The organism is Leucobacter sp. NPDC015123 (genome assembly GCF_043080205.1).
GTDB classification, from domain to species: domain Bacteria; phylum Actinomycetota; class Actinomycetes; order Actinomycetales; family Microbacteriaceae; genus Leucobacter; species Leucobacter aridicollis_A.
Genome location: NZ_JBIBVH010000002.1, coordinates 513,347 through 529,344, shown reverse-complemented (window position 1 = coordinate 529,344; position 15,998 = coordinate 513,347). Strand labels below are relative to the sequence as shown.

Below are 15,998 nucleotides of genomic sequence, written 5' to 3'. Positions count from 1 at the left end.
TCGGGAGGGATCCCGAAGACCGGAATGGATCGTGCCACACGAACGCTGCACGATCCATCCCGAGGGTACTTCGATTTGCTACTTGCCGTAGCCCTTGTCTGCAGCTGCGCGGGTGTCGGCGATGATCTTGTCGGCGACCTCCTTGGCGAGCGGCAGGCGCGGCGGGCGGCACGGGCCACCGTACAGGCCAAGCTCGTCCATGGACAGCTTGATCGACTCGACGAACTCGGTCTTGGTATCCCAACGGAGCAGCGAGTGGAGATCGCGGTAGATCACCTTTGCACGCTCGAGGTCGGCGACGTTGCCCGACGTCGAGAGCTTGAAGAGCTCGACCGTCGCCTGCGGGATGGCGTTCGGGTATCCGGCAACCCATCCGACGGCGCCGGCAATGCCGACCTCGAGAACCGAGTCGTCGGTGCCGATGAGGATGTCGATGTTTGGAGCGAGCTCCTGGATCTCGTAGATGCGGCGGGGGTCACCGGTGAACTCCTTGACGCCCACCATGTGGCCAGCTTCGTGGATCTCGGCGATGAGGTCGGGCACGAGGTCGACCTTCGTGTCGATCGGGTTGTTGTAGCCGACGATCGGGAGGCCAGCCTGCGCGACTGTCGCGTAGTGGTGCTTGACCTGCTCGCGGTTCGCGCGGTACGTGTTCGGGGGGAGCAGCATGACGCAGTCGGCGCCAACGTTTGCAGCCTGCTCTGCCCAGCGGAGTGATTCCATCGCGCCGTACGCGCCGACGCCGGCCATCACCGAGAAGCCCTCGGGCGCAGCGTCAACGGCGACCTCGATGACCTTCCCGCGCTCTTCCGGGGTGAGGTTCTGGTACTCGCCAAGCGAGCCATTGGGTGCGATGCCGTCGCAGCCGTTATCGGCGAGGAACTGGACGTGCGCTGCGAACTTGTCGTAGTCGACGGAGAGGTCTTCCTTGAACGGGAGTGCGGACGCGACGATGACGCCGTGCCAGGGCTTCTTCTCAGCCATTGAGATGTTCCTTTCGGAGGTGGGTGTGGGGAGTTCTTGGGCCGCACGTAGTGTGTGACATTGCACAGGTTACCCAGGTTCGGCGGGGAACGCAAGAAGGTTGTTGCAGCGGGCCGGTTTCTCGCGGCGACCGTAGCCCTCGGCTGGTCAGGGCGCCAGCTGTACTCGGTCGGGGCTGGCCTCGGAGTCGCGAAATCCTGCGAACAGGAGGTGGAGCCCCAATGCTGTTTCTGGTTGATGTACTGGCACCCCGAGTTCTTGAAGCCGCGCGAGCCGCTGCTTCACAGTGTTCCGATGGATGCCAAGCGCGGAGGCTGTCTCCGTGGTTGAACCGAGGTGGGCAGCGTATTCGATATACAGCCTGATGAGTTCGTCTCGATGGGCGTCTTCGAACAGGCCCGGGTAACGGACCTCAAGTGTGTCCCGTGCGAAGGCAGGCGGCAACAGGTGCGGAACGAGTGCCTCCGGGATCTCTCCATAGCGTACGACGGTGTGTTGGTCGTTCGCCTCGGCGACGCGAGCAGCGAGCCAAGCTTCGCGTATCGCACCTTGTAGGGCGCTCGCCCCAACGTGGCGCAGCGACTCGCCGATACGCAGGTCGAGCAGGTGCAAATCACTGAGACGGTGCCGGACCCGTTCGAGAAGGCGGTCGCTGTTCGACTCATGAACCGGCAGAACGGCAAGCCACCCGTCAGAGGCTCGTATGAGACTGCTTCCACGGAACTCGGCCAACCACACCTGGTGCAACGCAGCGCCATGCCGCTCAATGTGCTCAGAGAGAATGCACACCACCACGTACTCGTTCGCCGTCTCAGGGTGATCCGGCCAGGCGAAGGCGCGTGGTTGCCTCGGCAGTCGCGGTTCGCTTCCGGTAAGCACTGCGACGCCGAGCGTCGGAAGCGATCGGTGCAGCGCCGCAAGCTCAGCTTCCGCGAGGAGCGCGCGAAGCTTGGTGGCGCAGATCTCCAGTACGGCGGCGGCCCGATCCCGCGACGCCAGTTGAACTTCGGTCACCAATTGATCTGCGCTCGTGGGGCCGGCTCCGACAGGCACCGATACCCGACCGGGGACATTCAGGCCGAGCGCTGAGCTCCGCGCGGTGCGACTCGTCGCCGTGCGCACGACCGCACCAGCCGACTCAAGCTCCACGCGCGCACCTTCCAGCCACTCGGACGCAAGGGTGAGAATCTCATTGATTTCTTCACTTGCCTCAACGAGAGCCGTGAGCCTGTGCAGCGTCGATACGAGTTGTGCTCTGGCAAACCCCAGACCGGACGCAACCTCGATCGCGGCCGCTGTGATCGAGGCGGGCGTTGTGAACAACGAAACTTGGAATCGCTCTGCGAGTTGGACGACGCTGGGATTCAGTAGCCGCTCGGGCACGATGAGCGCACATGCGTTCCGTTCCCAGGCGTAGCGGAGGGCAGCCGATACCATCCAGCTGCCGCGCGCGACGTCCGCGCTGAGCAGAACGACGGTGTCTGGCTCGATCGAGGTGATCTCGTCGATGTCAGAGATCACCACAACGGTTCGAACGGGGCGGGAGTCCGCGGCGGCGCAGAGCTGGGTGAGCTCGATCCGCATAGGCTGCGCGAGGAGCGTTCGCAGCGTGACGGACTGCTGGGCGCGTTGAATCATCGCTGCCTCCGTTGCCTGGTTCGAAGCAAAATGTGATGCGCATCTGGGCCGGCGAGCGCGAGACCCGCCTCGGTGTACCACTCGGGAGCGGCAGGGAGCACCATCAGATCTAGTCGGTGCCCAACCCAGAGATCTTCGAAGCTCGCTACCCGCTCGCTCTCAGGATCCATCATGGTGATGATGTCGGGCATGACCGCCTCGACCGCGCCGTCGACCATGAGCATGAGCAATTCGTTTTGGATCTCGAGTTGGACGATCTTTCCGGTGCCAATCTCCTCGAACATGACGGTTGATGGACGGTCGGGCTGGCCTGGGGGCGCTGGGCGTGAGAGCCCAGTGACGTCTGTCACGCGCGCGTGGATCATCCGGCGGATGCCTTCCTCGGTCATGAGTCGTCGATACCGCGTGTCCAGCGGAGCATCACTGTGGATAATGCTCCCGATACGAATGTTCCTGCGAAGCGTGCCGTGCAGGCCGTGTTGCCGGAGCGTCGCGGCGGTCATCGGATAGAGCGCGGTCGCTGACCAGCCGCCGAATTCGCCAGCCAGCGCGCGAACGAGCCGTTCGGCCCGAAGCGGATCGGAGACGCGCACGACAGCGGATTCTCCTGCGGCGCCGGTGGCGGCCAGCGGCCCGGCAGGAAGCCCGGCGAGCGTAAACACCGATTGATACAGCAGCGAGAACACTCGACCCATCTGGTCGGCATCAATGACCGGAACCCCAAGGAGCATCGCGGTCTCGACGGCGACAATCACGTTGATGTTCGCCCCCGCGAGCGGGATGAGTCCGGCAAAGGTCACCCCAAGTTCGGCTTCGAGTTCGCGAACGCTCCTCACAAACTCGTCTCCGACTGGGTGCAGGTCCGACGGCGGCAACCCATTGTTGACGAACCCAACCGAGACCGTTTGGGCGTCGTCAGGAAGCTGACTAGCCGCGACGAGTGGCGGCAGGCTGAGCCCGTTCGCCACATGCATTTGTACTCGCTGGAACGCCTCTGCGAGCCAGTCGGCGTCGACCGAACAGGCGAGGAACTGTGATCCGGTTGCGAGGTGCTGTAGGTCATCGTTCGTGAGTTGAGTCATGCTTGAACGCCCTCCCGCGCAAGGGGCCGGTCTTCATCAGCGATCGCTCGAATGCGCAACGCGATAACTTCGGGGTTGCCGTAGCTCGTTGCCGTGACAAGCGACTCAACAGTTCGGACGTGTTCCGGCGGAACGCCTGTGGACACGAGTCGCGCGTGCAGCCTGGCTTCGGCAGCCTCCTTTGACCGGAGCATCTCTGCTTCGTTGCGACTCTGCAGTAGCGTCATAAGCCAGTCGACTCTCGGCATCCGGGCGGCCCCAGCCGCGGCGAACGATTCGCCCTCAGCCACTGTCGAGTCGTGATGGCCGGCAGCTGTTGCTGCGCTCGCAACGATTCTGGCGCCGAGTCTCACATTGCTCGCCGGCGTGGCGAGTTTGCCAAACGTCGCACTGTGCAGGGCTGGTACGACCGAGGGGATCCCATAAGAGAGTTCGCACCATCGTCGTTCCCCACCGACCTCGAACGTGAGGGTTCCGGAAGTCGCGCCTGAGACGGCAGCGGCGCCCATCGCCTGCGTTGCGTGAAGGGACGCGAGCGCGTCGACGGGTGTCGCGGCAAGCCTGGTCAGGGGGATGCTGCCGCCGCAGTTCGTGGCGACAAACAGGCGTGCGCCAGGATACGCGCCGCGTGCGGCGACGGACAGTGCCGTGACGATGCTCTCGGCACGTTCCCGCAGTGCAAGATTCAGAAACGCAGTTCGTTCCCGAACGGCGAATGAGGTGTGGTGGAACTGGTGAGAGTATTCGATATTCGCGCCCGGAAACCGGCTTTGGAGCTCGGAGCCAACTCGCAATTCGTGTGCCGGGTTGAGAAGCGAGCCCACCGCCGTCACCACGAAGCGCGGAGCGCTACGCGTCGCAGGGGAGAGATGCGCGAGGGCCGCTGCGTCGAGCGAAACGATCTCCTGCCCCCTCGCGTTGTGCCCTCCGGGGAGATGCAGGATCCGGGGCCCAGCGGCCCCGGTCGTGGCAAGCCACGGCAGGGTGAACGGATCAAGCGACCCCTGAGCCGAGCGAGGGCTGACTCGTACGAGATGGACGGGGGTCGTCACATCGGGTCGCAGGATTTCGGAGACTTCGAACGTGAAGCTGGCGACCTCAGGCGAACCCATGCGCCGGGGATCGGTCTGGGGAAGTTCAGTGAGTAGGCTCACGGCAGCGTTGAGCGGGTCACCTGAGATGACGGGCACGGTGCGGTGATCGCGGAGAACTCCGCGAGCGAATGTGGCGGCGACAACGTGGTCGCCGGCGCAGTGAAGACCGAACCTCATGGAGCGACGATAGCAAAATGCACTGGTGCAATGTCACAGTCCAGGCAAAATGCATGCTGGTGTTGTGTCGCGGCGGAGTAGCGTCTCACGAGATCCCAGGTCCTGTCACAACGGAGTTTGACACATGATTCGCACCCTCCTCACCCTCACCCCGCTCGAAGGGCGCGCGCCGGCAGTCGTGCAGTTGTATCGCTCGGAGCAGATCCTCCAGGAGTCGCTCGATCTCACGCGGGCGGTGGCGTCTGAGATTTCGGTCGCGACGGATGGCAGCGGGGAGATTCTCGTCACGGCGGTGTGGCCCGATGAGGCCGCCTACCAGGAATGGATCGATCACCCCAACCGAGGTCGCACCGGTCCAGACCTCGAGCGTCTGCTGGACGGCGCCCGCATCGGCATCGGCCGCACCTTCGAGATCGACCACAGCGTCGCAAAGCCGAACACATACTGACTCACCGTACCCACACCCTCACATACACCCACAGAGTGGAGATGCAATGAAGCACACCAAAACCCTGTTCGCCGGCCTATCGGCCCTCGCTATTGGAGCGTCACTGGTCGGATGCTCGGCCGATTCTGGCGGAGCCGGAGGCGACACCTATGAGGTCGTCGTGCTCGCCTCCTCCTCGCAGAACGGCTACAACCAGGCCGTCTACGAGGGCGTCGAGCGGAAGGCCAAGGAACTGTCTGAAGATCTCGGAATCACGATAAAGACCAAGATTCAGGATGGCCAGTTCGACGCCAACACCCAGCTCTCACAGCTGCAGAACGCGGGCACGAGTGGCGGGACTGACGGCATCATCGTTGTCCCTCATGACGGTCCGGCCCTCGCCGCAGCGTTCCCCCTCGCAAACCCCAAGCCCGTCGCCGCAGTGCTCAACCCCATCGGGCCGGAGATCAGCGAAATGCAACCGCAAGTTGAAGGGGTGGTTACGACAGTGGCTTCACCCCCGGCGAACGGCGCGAAACTGCAGGCTGAGACAGTCGTCGAATACTGCAAAGACATTGATCCGTGCAAGATCGGCTACCTTGCCGGCCTGCTGAATTCTCCGCTCGACGTGGAGCGCGTTGCCGCATGGGACGCCGTCATTGAAGAGCACAAGAACATCACGGTGGTTGGGACGCTCGAAGGCGCCTATGACCGCGACAAGTCGCTCACCGCGGTCTCAAACTTGCTCCAGGCCAATCCTGACCTCAACGGCATCCTCAGTAACGCGGATCAGCAGACCATGGGCGCGCAGATCGCACTTGAGAACGCCGGTATCGATCCCTCGACCGTCTTCCTCACCGGTGGCGGCGGAACGACAGAGGGCGTGCAGGCTGTTCGTGATGGGAAATGGACGAACGACTTCCTGAACTACCCCGTTTCCATGGGTGAAGCGGCACTCGAGCAGATCATGAATTCGATTCTCGGGAACGAGGTCGAGGTCGTGGTCGACGCAGACAGCCTCGTGGCAGTTGGACCGATCGCGGACCGGGCAGTGCTTGAAGCCGCACCGGAGTTCACCGGCGAATGGAACGGCTGATTCACGATGAACACTTCTCCGGAGCGCACGCCGCTCGTTGAGCTGCGTGAGATCAGCAAGCGCTTTGGTGGAACCCAGGCGCTCAATGAGGTGTCGCTGAGCGTGTCGTCGGGCGAGATTCACGCGTTCGTCGGGGAAAATGGTGCGGGCAAGTCCACGCTCGGCAAAGTGATTGCCGGAATCTACGCCGCAGACTGGGGCGAGCTCCTTGTGGAGGGAGCCCCGGTCGAACGGTGGAATCCAGGGATCGCGCAGCGCCGCGGCATCGCCATGATCGCTCAAGAGCTCGCGCTCGTGCCTGACCTCTCCGTCGCCCAAAACGTGTTCCTGGGAACAGAGCAGCACCGGTTGGGGTGGGAACGCCGCAACCTGGCGGAGCGCTTCGCCGCCCTGGAAACCGAGATCCGCTTTGGACTCGACCCGCACGCGCGCGTTCGCGACTTGCGGATAGCCGACCAGCAGAAGGTCGAGATCATGCGGGCCCTCGCCCGTGACGCGCGAGTCATCGTGATGGACGAGCCGACATCGTCTCTCACCGCCAAAGAGATGGAGCAACTCGAAGCGCTGATGCGCACACTTCGTGACCGAGGATGCTGCGTCATCTACGTGTCACACTTTCTCGACTCAGTGCTCAACGTCTCGGACCGAATCACCATCATGCGCGATGGCCGACGGATCGACACCGTCGACGCCGCGGCGGTGACAAAACAAGACGTGGTGACCGCGATGCTTGGCCGTTCGCTCGGTCAGGCTTACCCCGAACGTCCGGCCCCGATCGATACGGCGGTCCCACCCGTGCTCGTCGCAAACGGAATCGCGACCGACACCGGCGTGGCCGACATGTCGTTCGTCGTGCGACCAGGCGAAGTCGTCGGGCTTCTCGGCCTCGTTGGTAGTGGGCGCTCGGAGTGCGCTCGCGCAATCTTTGGCGTCGACAGACTGCGCGCGGGGACAGTGGAGATTGCGGGCAATCAAGTACTCAAGCACTCGCCACGTGCATCGATCGAGCGAGGATTCGTGCTCGTTTCGGAGGACCGTCATCGCGACGGCCTCGTGCTGCAGCGTTCCGTTCGAGAGAACATATCGCTGTCGAGCCTTCGCTCAGTCTCAGCCTCTGGCGTCGTGCGACTTCGTAAGGAGCGTGCGGATGCGGAATCGCTCGCGAGGGCGCTCGAGATGCGCCCGCCGAACATCGAGCTTCCAGTCTCGTGGTTCTCGGGCGGAAACCAGCAGAAGGCGCTGCTTGCGAAGGCGCTCGCAACGAACCCGAGGGTCATTGTGCTCGACGAGCCTACCCGCGGCGTCGATGTTGGCGCCAAACGCACGATCTATGAGCTCATTGCACGGCTCGCCGAGCAGGGCATCGGGATCCTGCTCATCTCGTCGGAACACGAGGAAATCATGGAGCTCGCGCACCGGGCCTACCTCGTCTCCGACGGCAAGACCATGGGAGAGATTATTCCCACCGACACCACAGTGGATGATGTGCTGTTCCAGCTCTTCCACGTTCCTTCTGAAGAGGAGTCAGCAGCATGAGCCAGGCTGCCAACACCACCGCCACGCAGACGCGAGAACGCAAGCGATTCTCGCTTGGCGAGATCGCAATCGAATACGCCGTTCTCATCCTGCTCGGTGCGGTCATCATTGCCCTAGCCATCCTGTCGCCGTCGTTCTTTACGTTCGGCAACATCGTCAACATCCTGAACCAGAACGCTCCACTGGTGATCATTGCATCGGCGGGTACCTTCGTGATCGTGTCGGGGAACTTCGACCTGTCAACGGGCGCGATCTATGGAGTGGCTGGCGTCGTATCCGCCTGGCTCGCAGTGTCGACTGGAAACGTCGTGGTCGCGCTCGCCGCAGCACCGGTGGTCGGCCTCATTCTCGGCACGTTTAACGGCGCCGTGATCACCAAACTCCGGGTCCATTCATTTCTCGCAACGCTGGCCTCGTCGATGATCTTCACGACGATCGCGGTACTCATCACCGGTGGCAGCCTGATCACGGTCACCACTCCGGGATTCACCGCGCTGGGGCGCGACCGCGTGGGCGGAGTGTTTGTCGCGGTGTTCGTCATGATCGTCATCGCCGGCGCGTTCTGGCTGCTGTTGTCCCGCACGGTATTTGGCCGTCACGTCTATGCCGTTGGCGGCAACGCGGAGGCCGCCGAGCTTTCTGGAATTAGCGTCACCCGCACCCGAATCTTTGTCTTCATGCTCTCGGGGCTCGCGGCTGGTACCGCAGCAGCCATCGGGGTCTCCAGAATCGCCTCCGGGCAACCCCTCGCCGGCGCCGGGCTCGAACTCTCGGCGATCGCCGCGGTGATCCTCGGCGGCACGAGCATCTACGGCGGTGTGGGGGCCGTGTGGCGTTCGATTGCAGGCGTCTTCCTGATCGCACTGATCGGAAACGGATTCGACCTGCTCGATCTGAACCCACAGCTCAAGGACATGGTCACCGGTTTCATCATTCTCGCAGCGGTCGGCCTCGCAGCCGCCGGCCGTACCAAGCGATAGTCCACCCCCAACAATTCACAGGAGTACACATCTCATGTCACATCAGGTTCGCGTAGCGATCGATGTCGGAGGCACCTTTACCGACGTAGTGAAACTTGTGCCAGAAACAGGCGAACTGCGGTTCGAAAAGGTTCCGACGACGCCGTCGGAACCGACGGCGGGCGTGCTCGCGGCGTTTGACAAAGCCGAGGCCGATCCCAGCACGGTCGAGACGTTCAACCACGGTTCCACCCTCGGCCTCAACTCGCTGCTCACCCGTTCCGGCGCCCGTATCGCCATCATCGGTACTCGCGGGTTTCGAGACGTCTATCTCCTCGGGCGTACGGACCGCACCGTTATGTACGACTTCGCGTACCAGAAGCCGGAGCCACTGCTGGAGCGCTACGACACCTTCGAGGTCACTGAGCGCAGCATGTTTGACGGCAGTGTGGTGGCCCCGCTCGATGAGGATGATGCTCGCGCAGTCGCGCGGGAGATCGCGAAGCGCGGCTACGACGCGGTCGCCGTCGCGTTCCTGCATGCGTACGCGAACCCTGAGCACGAGCTCCAGATGCGGACGATCCTCGAGGAGGAGGCGCCAGGGGTCGAGGTGACGCTCTCGAACGAGCTCTCACGCGAGTATCGCGAATACGAGCGCACAAGCACTGCGGTGCTCGACGCCTACATCAAACCCATCATGCGAAGCTACCTCCGCGCCCTCGAGGATGAACTCGCTGAACGCGGTTTCGAGGGCCGGTTCCTGATGTCACGCTCTGGCGGCGGCGCTATGACCGCATCGGCGGCCCGCGAACAGCCGGTGAACTTGATCCTCTCCGGTCCAGCAGGGGGCGTCGTTGGCGCCGGCGGATTCTCGCGACTGATCGATCGGCCGAACCTCATCACAATTGATATGGGCGGTACCAGTCTCGACGCATCCCTCGTGCTGGACAGTGCGCCTGTGCTCTATCACGGCGCCGAGTTCGAGGGCCTCCCCATCAACACGCCGTCGCTCTATATTCACACGATTGGCGCTGGCGGCGGTTCGCTCGGCTACCTCGATGAAGCAGGTGCGCTACAGGTCGGGCCGAAGAGTGCCGGCGCAGTCCCCGGTCCCGCTGCATACGGGCGCGGAGGCACACAACCGACGTTCACAGATGCGGCGCTCGCTATCGGCTACCTCGGCGTCGACACACCGCTCGGCGGGGAGTTGACGCTGGCGCGCGACAAGTCCATCTCGGCGCTTGAGCCGATCGCCGAGACTCTTGGCCTGTCCGTCACGCAGCTTGCGCGCGGCATGGTGCAGATCTCGAACACCAAGATTGTCGGTGCGGTGCGGGCAATCACCATTGAGCTTGGCCACGATCCCAAAGACTTCGCTCTGCTTTCATTCGGCGGCGGCGGCGGGCTCGTTGCCGTCGACGTGGCGCGGGAGCTGGGGGTCCCCGAAGTCATCGTGCCGCCGGGGCAGGGGGCGTTCTCCGCGCTCGGCATGCTCATGGCCGACGTTCAGCACGACTATTCGCGGACGACGATCCAGGCGCTCGATGAGCTCGACGCTGCCGCCGCCGACGCACTCTACGCCGACATGGAGGCGGAGGCCGCCGAAGCGCTCGAGCTCGAGGGGTTCGGTGCCGAGCGTCGCGCGTTTAACAGAGTTGTCGCCGTACGGTACTCGGGTCAGGAGCACTCGGTGACGGTCGACTACCCGGCCGACGGTGCTGACCCGCGTACAGCCATCCGTGGAGAGTTCGACAGGCTTCACCTCCGGCAGTACGGGCACACTATGGACGACCCCATCGAGATCACGACGCTCCGGCTGCACGCGGTTGGCATCGTCGACAAGCCAGACCTGCCGCAGGTTGCCGCCCGACCGGCAGGGGAGAGTTATCCCACCACGACTCGTGTTGTGACGCTCCCCGACGAGAGTGAGGCCGAGTACTCGCTCGTAGCTCGGGAAGAGCTGCTCGCCGGTGATGTCATCGAAGGGCCTGCCGTCGTTACGGAACACACGGCGACTACCGTGCTGCATGCGGGTGACCGACTCGAGGTCGGCAGCTACGGCGAACTCGTCATTTCAATTCAGAAGGGAGCCTGAGATGGCTGACGCAATCACCACCGAGATCATCAGGCACGGCCTCCTCGCAGCGGCCGAAGAGATCGCCAGAAACCTCTGCCGGACGGCTTATAACACTGTGGTCTACGAGATCCACGACTACGGTATTGGCATTCATGATGCGAACGGAGACGTTGTCGCGGATGCTCCCGGCATCGCGGTGTTCACGCGTGGTAACGACGCGGGAATCAAGCATTCGATGGATTTTCTCGGGGTTGATGCGATGGAACCCGGAGACGTGTTCATCATCAACTACCCCTACTGGTCGAGCGCACACACGCTTGACCCCCTCGTGTTCGCGCCGATTCATGCAGAGGACAAGCTCATCGGTTTCGCCTCATGCCGCGTCCACATCACCGACCTGCATCAAAAGGATCCAGGGTACGTGCTCGATTCCACGGACCGCTCGCAAGAGGGGCTGGTGATGCCCGCATCAAAGCTCTACCGTCGAGGCGTGAAGAACGACGATGTGTTTAACATCGTCAGGTTCAACAGCCGCATGCCGAAGCACACGATTGGCGATATCCAAGCGCAAGTCTCAGCGTGCGTGACCGGTGTCAAGCGGACACAGGAACTTGCGGCGAAGTACGGTGTTGCCGTCCTCGAGGAGGCGATGAACACCATCAATGAGCACGGTGAGCGTCTGGCGAAGCTTGCTCTCAAGAAGCTGCCCAAGGGTACCTGGACAGCGGTCGACTACGTTGACGACGACGGCATATCGAAGGATCAGCTGGTGAAACTCCAGTGCACGGTGACCGTGACCGATGAAGAAATGGTCGTCGACTGGACCGGTTCAGCTGACAACGTCGAGGGGCCTATCAACCTCCCCGTCGGACAGACTGAGGCGCTATCAAGTCTCATCTTTAAGTCGCTCACTACACCCGATTCCCCTGTTGTCGCGGGGAACTTCGCGCCGCTGCGCGTCGTCACCGTTCCCGGTTCAGTGATGCACGCGGTTCCGCCGATGCCGACGTTTACGCTGTGGACTGGGCTGCTCGCGGGCGAAGTGATCCTGAAGGCACTTTCGCAGGGGATGCCCGATCTCGTCCCAGCCTGCTCTGGCGGAGATGTGTGCTCGATGATGGGCCTCGGCGTGAATCCCCGCACCGGTGAGCCTTGGCAAGAAGCTACGAACGAGGCCGTCGGCTACGGTGGCACCGCCCACCATGACGGTGAAGACGGCATTATGCACCTGTCGGAGCCAGGGTGCCGCAACAACCCCGTCGAGGTGCTCGAAACAAAATCCTCGATGATTATCGACCACTACGGATACCGGCCAGACACGGGTGGGGCGGGAAAGTTTCGCGGCGGCGTCGGAGTCACCCGCACGTACCGCTTTACCGCGCCTGCGACAGGCATCTGCCTGGTCTACAAAACGAAGACCGCGCCGTGGTCGATCGCGGGAGGCGCCGAGGGCCAGCCCAATCAAATTGTGCTCAACCCGGGCACCCCACGCGAAGTGATTCAGGGTGGAAGCTACAACCATCTCGACGCCGGTGATGTGCTCGTCAACGCAACGGGTGGCGGTGGTGGCTACGGTAATCCGCTTGAGCGGGACCCAGCTGCGGTCGCCCGCGACGTGCGCAACGGGTTTGTTTCGCCAGAGTCCGCCACCCGAGACTACGGGGTCGTGATTGGGGAAGATTTTGTAGTCGACGAGGCCGCCACCGCGGCGGTGCGCGCTCGCTAGCGCACTCGGTGATAGGTGTCGCGGGCCTACCCGCGACACCTATCTGACAGAATTCACCAAGGGCAGGATTTGTCTGCCGTCACATGGAGGAGACACGTTGAAGACGCAATCGCTTTCGATTCTTGGCGCGCAGGTGTGGGACGGCAACGGCTTCGCCCCGCGCGATGTGCATATTGCCGACGGGCTTGTGGTCGATACGCCGGTTGAAGGCGCCGAACAGCTCGATGCGAGAGGTGGCTGGCTGCTACCGGGGCTCATCGACGCGCACTTCCACGCTTACGCGACAAGCATGGACGGTCTCGAGAACGAGCGCGGTCCGCTCAGCTACGCCGCAATCAACGGCACCCGCAGGCTTGAGAAAGCGCTGAAGCGTGGTTTCACGACGGTGCGCGACGTAGCTGGCGGAGACATCGGTCTCGCGCGCGCCATTGACGCTTCCCTGTTCAACTCGCCCCGCTACCTCTTCACCGGGCCGGCGCTGAGCCAGACGGGTGGCCACGGCGACCCTCGCGCAGAGCACGTCGACATCTGCTTTTCGCACGGCCATATGTGTGAGGTCGTCGATGGTGTCGACGCGCTCCGGCTTGCAGTGCGGAACCGCCTGCGCACGGGCGCGCACGCGATCAAGATCATGACCTCGGGCGGCGTCTTCTCGCTCGCCGACCCGCTCCGCATCCCGCAGTATTCACCGGAGGAGGTGCGGGCCGTCACCGAAGAGGCCGCCCGCCGCGGCAGCTATGTCGCAGCACACGCATACTCCTCTGAGGCCGTGATGCACTCGATCGAGAACGGGGTGCGTTCGATCGAACACGGCAACCTCATCGACTCCGTAACTGCCGAGGCCATGGCCGCGAAGGGCGCCTTCCTTGTGCCAACCCTCGCCGCCTACGATGCAATGGATCGACGCGGCGCCGAGATCGGGCTGAATGAGATCTCGCTCGCGAAGAACTCCGAGGTCCTCTCGAAGGGGCAAGAGGCAGTACAGCTCGCGCTCGCCGCAGGTGTGCAGGTCGGCTTCGGCAGCGACCTCATGGGTGACCTTGAAGACGACCAGCTTCGCGGCGTGAAACTCCAGACGGAGGCAGCGGGCCCGGCTGAGACGATTCGCTCGCTCACCGAGGTGAACGCGGCGCTCATCGGTGACGTGCGGGCCGGCTCGCTCGTGCCAGGCAGCTACGGCGACGCCCTGCTGCTCTCTGAGAACCCGCTCGAGGTCGCGGCAGCGCTCTCGGAGCCCGCAGCTCGGCTCGCGATCGTTCAGGGCGGCCGCGCGATCGATTAACGGGGGCCCGCTTCCGTGCCCTCCACATCGGGCTCCACAGAGGCCTCAAGGTCTGGAAACGTCCACCGGCTCCACCGCAGGTATTGGAGGTGGCCGAGCATGAGCCGCTCGACGGCCTCCACGTCGCCGTCTAAGAGCGCGTCGAGGATGTTTCGGTGATCCTGCGCCGAGGCCGCGAGCTCTCCCCGCACCGCGAGCTCGTAGATTCCGTACTGTCTGGTTTGGTCGCGCAGGGTGCCAATGAATTCGGTGAGACGTGCGTTGTCGAGCAGCGCGAGAAGACCAAGGTGAAACTCTCGGTCTGCGTCGAAGAAGGCCAGGATGTCTTCGTCTTCGGCGGCAGCGAAGAACTTGTCGACGATCGCGGAGAATTCGTCGGCGCGCTCACGCACCAGGGGTGAGCCCGCAAGCTTCATCATCGACGGCACTTCGAGAAGCGTTCGAATCTCGGCGATGTTCTCACGATCGCGCCGGCTGATCGTGACGACCCGGAACCCGCGGTTGCGTACGACCTCCATCATGCCGTCGTTCACGAGCGACAGCATCGCCTCGCGCACGGGTCCGTGTGAGACTCCAAGCTCTGCGGCGATCGCTGTCGCCGAGTAGACCTCTCCCGGCTTCAGCGCGCCTGACACGAGGAGCGATCGCAGCTCGACGAGCGCCTGTTCCCGCAACGTCTTTGGCGGGAACCGTAGCATCTCGATCACAGGCGTTGCCTCTCCACTCTCGTGGCAGAAACTCTATACCGCGCAGCCCGTGACAGCGCTGAGGAGGCAGCAAGTGGCCGGAAGAAACCCCTCCGGCCACTTGCCTTGGATGAGTGTTTAGCGCAGGGTGAATCCGGTGCCGAGGTCGTCGGCAGGGTCGAGCATGAACCGGTGTTCGCCGGTCTGGTACGCGGTGCCCGTGACGAGCGGAATCACCGTCGCGGTGCCATCGGCGCGCGCCTCGCCAGCCTCCCATCGTGCCGAAAACACTGTGTCGACGATGGAACGGTGCTCGAGTGTTTCGGTGGCGCCAAGGATCCCGCTGTCGGCGAGGAGAGCGACGCGCGCGCCCGTGCCCGACCCGCAGGGGGAGCGGTCGACCTCACCGTCAGCGAAGACTGTGATGTTGCGTTGCTTGGGTCCGTCGTCGCCGCGGCCGAGGTCGTCCCAGAGGATCGTGCCGTAGACGCCAGACAGGCGGGGGTCGTCGGCGAACTGCGCTTCGGGCGACTCGTTGAGTGCCCACTTGATCTCACGGCCGAGCGCGATGAGCTCGGTGTACTGTTCGGGCTCGACCGACAGGCCGAGATCTTGCGCGCGCACTGACGCGTAGATCGCGCCTGAATAGCTGAAGTCAGCTGTCACTTCGCCGCGCGAGGTCTGCACTGAAACGCCGCGCGCGATGACGTGCGAGGCGACGTTTCTGAAGGTCGCGCCCACGAGCTTGCCCCCCGAGCGCTCAATGAGCGCGGCTACGCGGCCCGAGGGTACGTCGATGACGACCTCGGTGATACCGTCGGGGTCGCTCTCGACGAGGCCGGTATCGGTTGCCCACACGCCGAGCGCGATGGTGCCGTGCCCGCAGGCCGTCGAGAAGCCGTCCTTATGCCAGAAGAGCACGCCGAACGCCGCGCCCTCGTCGTCGGGCGGGGTGATGAAGCCGCCGTACATGTCTGCGTGGCCGCGCGGTTCGTTGCAGAGCAGCGCCCGAAGATCGTCGACCCCGTTCGCATTGTCGATCGCCGCGATGCGACGCTCCCCGACCGTTTCCCCGGGAAGCTCGGGGAGCCCCTCATGGACGATGCGGAACGGCTCACCGGCCGTGTGGTAGTCGGTGGTGTGGATCCAGGTCAGGCTGGAGGGTGACTGCGTCATTGCGGCTTGTCTTTCGGAACGTAGTGGTGGGTTAGGCGGGGAAGCCCCGCCTAACCGG

13 protein-coding genes are annotated in these 15,998 nt (G+C 63.6%); 7 read left to right on the top strand and 6 right to left on the bottom strand.

All coding sequences use genetic code 11. The features are described from left to right. Positions 1-78: 78 nt before the first annotated feature. The 4 genes from ACF07D_RS06215 to ACF07D_RS06200 all read right to left on the bottom strand — a co-directional run bounded on the left by ACF07D_RS06215 (position 79) and on the right by ACF07D_RS06200 (position 4,975). Positions 79-984 (bottom strand): dihydrodipicolinate synthase family protein, encoded by a 906-nt coding sequence (locus ACF07D_RS06215; protein WP_119282620.1) that lies wholly within the window; start codon positions 982-984, stop codon positions 79-81. 147 nt (positions 985-1,131) lie between these two features. Continuing rightward, positions 1,132-2,622, bottom strand: coding sequence for a PucR family transcriptional regulator (locus tag ACF07D_RS06210; RefSeq protein WP_391504290.1), 1,491 nt, complete (start codon positions 2,620-2,622; stop codon positions 1,132-1,134). Continuing rightward, positions 2,619-3,704, bottom strand: a complete 1,086-nt coding sequence (locus ACF07D_RS06205) for a DUF917 domain-containing protein (protein ID WP_119282622.1) — start codon at positions 3,702-3,704, stop codon at positions 2,619-2,621. The genes ACF07D_RS06210 and ACF07D_RS06205 overlap by 4 nt, the downstream gene beginning before the upstream one ends. Further along, a complete protein-coding gene (locus ACF07D_RS06200; protein WP_391504289.1) occupies positions 3,701-4,975 on the bottom strand; it encodes a hypothetical protein in 1,275 nt (424 codons plus the stop codon). Before ACF07D_RS06200 ends, ACF07D_RS06205 begins: the two co-directional genes overlap by 4 nt. Positions 4,976-5,099: 124 nt before the next feature. Here ACF07D_RS06200 and ACF07D_RS06195 point away from each other — a divergent pair, with 124 nt between their 5' ends. From ACF07D_RS06195 to ACF07D_RS06165, 7 genes are all read left to right on the top strand, one after another. After that, positions 5,100-5,423: a hypothetical protein gene (locus ACF07D_RS06195; RefSeq protein WP_162921124.1), complete on the top strand. Its 324-nt coding sequence runs from the start codon at positions 5,100-5,102 to the stop codon at positions 5,421-5,423. A 46-nt stretch (positions 5,424-5,469) separates the two neighbouring features. Further along, positions 5,470-6,498 (top strand): sugar ABC transporter substrate-binding protein, encoded by a 1,029-nt coding sequence (locus tag ACF07D_RS06190; protein ID WP_391504288.1) that lies wholly within the window; start codon positions 5,470-5,472, stop codon positions 6,496-6,498. A gap of 6 nt (positions 6,499-6,504) precedes the next feature. Then, positions 6,505-8,034, top strand: a complete 1,530-nt coding sequence (locus ACF07D_RS06185; RefSeq protein WP_391504287.1) for a sugar ABC transporter ATP-binding protein — start codon at positions 6,505-6,507, stop codon at positions 8,032-8,034. Further along, a complete protein-coding gene (locus ACF07D_RS06180) occupies positions 8,031-9,014 on the top strand; it encodes an ABC transporter permease (protein WP_119282626.1) in 984 nt (327 codons plus the stop codon). The genes ACF07D_RS06185 and ACF07D_RS06180 overlap by 4 nt, the downstream gene beginning before the upstream one ends. 34 nt (positions 9,015-9,048) lie before the next feature. Continuing rightward, a complete protein-coding gene (locus ACF07D_RS06175; RefSeq protein WP_391504286.1) occupies positions 9,049-11,088 on the top strand; it encodes a hydantoinase/oxoprolinase family protein in 2,040 nt (679 codons plus the stop codon). A gap of 1 nt (position 11,089) precedes the next feature. Beyond that, positions 11,090-12,796 carry a hydantoinase B/oxoprolinase family protein gene (locus tag ACF07D_RS06170; protein WP_391504285.1) on the top strand — a complete coding sequence of 569 codons (1,707 nt, stop codon included), beginning with the start codon at positions 11,090-11,092 and terminating at the stop codon, positions 12,794-12,796. Positions 12,797-12,893: 97 nt separating this feature from the next. Continuing rightward, complete coding sequence (locus ACF07D_RS06165; RefSeq protein WP_119282629.1) at positions 12,894-14,078, top strand: amidohydrolase family protein; 1,185 nt, start codon at positions 12,894-12,896, stop codon at positions 14,076-14,078. Here the strand turns inward: ACF07D_RS06165 and ACF07D_RS06160 are convergent. Together ACF07D_RS06160 and ACF07D_RS06155 are read right to left on the bottom strand one after the other, a co-directional pair. Further along, on the bottom strand, positions 14,075-14,776 hold the full coding sequence (locus ACF07D_RS06160) for a GntR family transcriptional regulator (RefSeq protein WP_391504362.1): 702 nt from the start codon (positions 14,774-14,776) through the stop codon (positions 14,075-14,077). The two genes, ACF07D_RS06165 and ACF07D_RS06160, sit on opposite strands and share 4 nt — an antisense overlap. Before the next feature lie 126 nt (positions 14,777-14,902). Further along, positions 14,903-15,940, bottom strand: a complete 1,038-nt coding sequence (locus ACF07D_RS06155; RefSeq protein WP_119282630.1) for a proline racemase family protein — start codon at positions 15,938-15,940, stop codon at positions 14,903-14,905. Between the last annotated feature and the right edge of the window lie 58 nt (positions 15,941-15,998).

Excerpts from the sequence above, each read along its gene's own strand:
- ACF07D_RS06210 (WP_391504290.1), bottom strand. The coding sequence starts at position 2,622 with ATGATTCAACGCGCCCAGCAGTCCGTCACGCTGCGAACGCTCCTCGCG.
- ACF07D_RS06160 (WP_391504362.1), bottom strand. The coding sequence starts at position 14,776 with ATGCTACGGTTCCCGCCAAAGACGTTGCGGGAACAGGCGCTCGTCGAG.
- ACF07D_RS06175 (WP_391504286.1), top strand. The coding sequence starts at position 9,049 with ATGTCACATCAGGTTCGCGTAGCGATCGATGTCGGAGGCACCTTTACC.
- ACF07D_RS06195 (WP_162921124.1), top strand. The coding sequence starts at position 5,100 with ATGATTCGCACCCTCCTCACCCTCACCCCGCTCGAAGGGCGCGCGCCG.
- ACF07D_RS06170 (WP_391504285.1), top strand. The coding sequence starts at position 11,090 with ATGGCTGACGCAATCACCACCGAGATCATCAGGCACGGCCTCCTCGCA.
- ACF07D_RS06185 (WP_391504287.1), top strand. The coding sequence starts at position 6,505 with ATGAACACTTCTCCGGAGCGCACGCCGCTCGTTGAGCTGCGTGAGATC.
- ACF07D_RS06200 (WP_391504289.1), bottom strand. The coding sequence starts at position 4,975 with ATGAGGTTCGGTCTTCACTGCGCCGGCGACCACGTTGTCGCCGCCACA.
- ACF07D_RS06155 (WP_119282630.1), bottom strand. The coding sequence starts at position 15,940 with ATGACGCAGTCACCCTCCAGCCTGACCTGGATCCACACCACCGACTAC.
- ACF07D_RS06215 (WP_119282620.1), bottom strand. The coding sequence starts at position 984 with ATGGCTGAGAAGAAGCCCTGGCACGGCGTCATCGTCGCGTCCGCACTC.
- ACF07D_RS06205 (WP_119282622.1), bottom strand. The coding sequence starts at position 3,704 with ATGACTCAACTCACGAACGATGACCTACAGCACCTCGCAACCGGATCA.
- ACF07D_RS06190 (WP_391504288.1), top strand. The coding sequence starts at position 5,470 with ATGAAGCACACCAAAACCCTGTTCGCCGGCCTATCGGCCCTCGCTATT.
- ACF07D_RS06180 (WP_119282626.1), top strand. The coding sequence starts at position 8,031 with ATGAGCCAGGCTGCCAACACCACCGCCACGCAGACGCGAGAACGCAAG.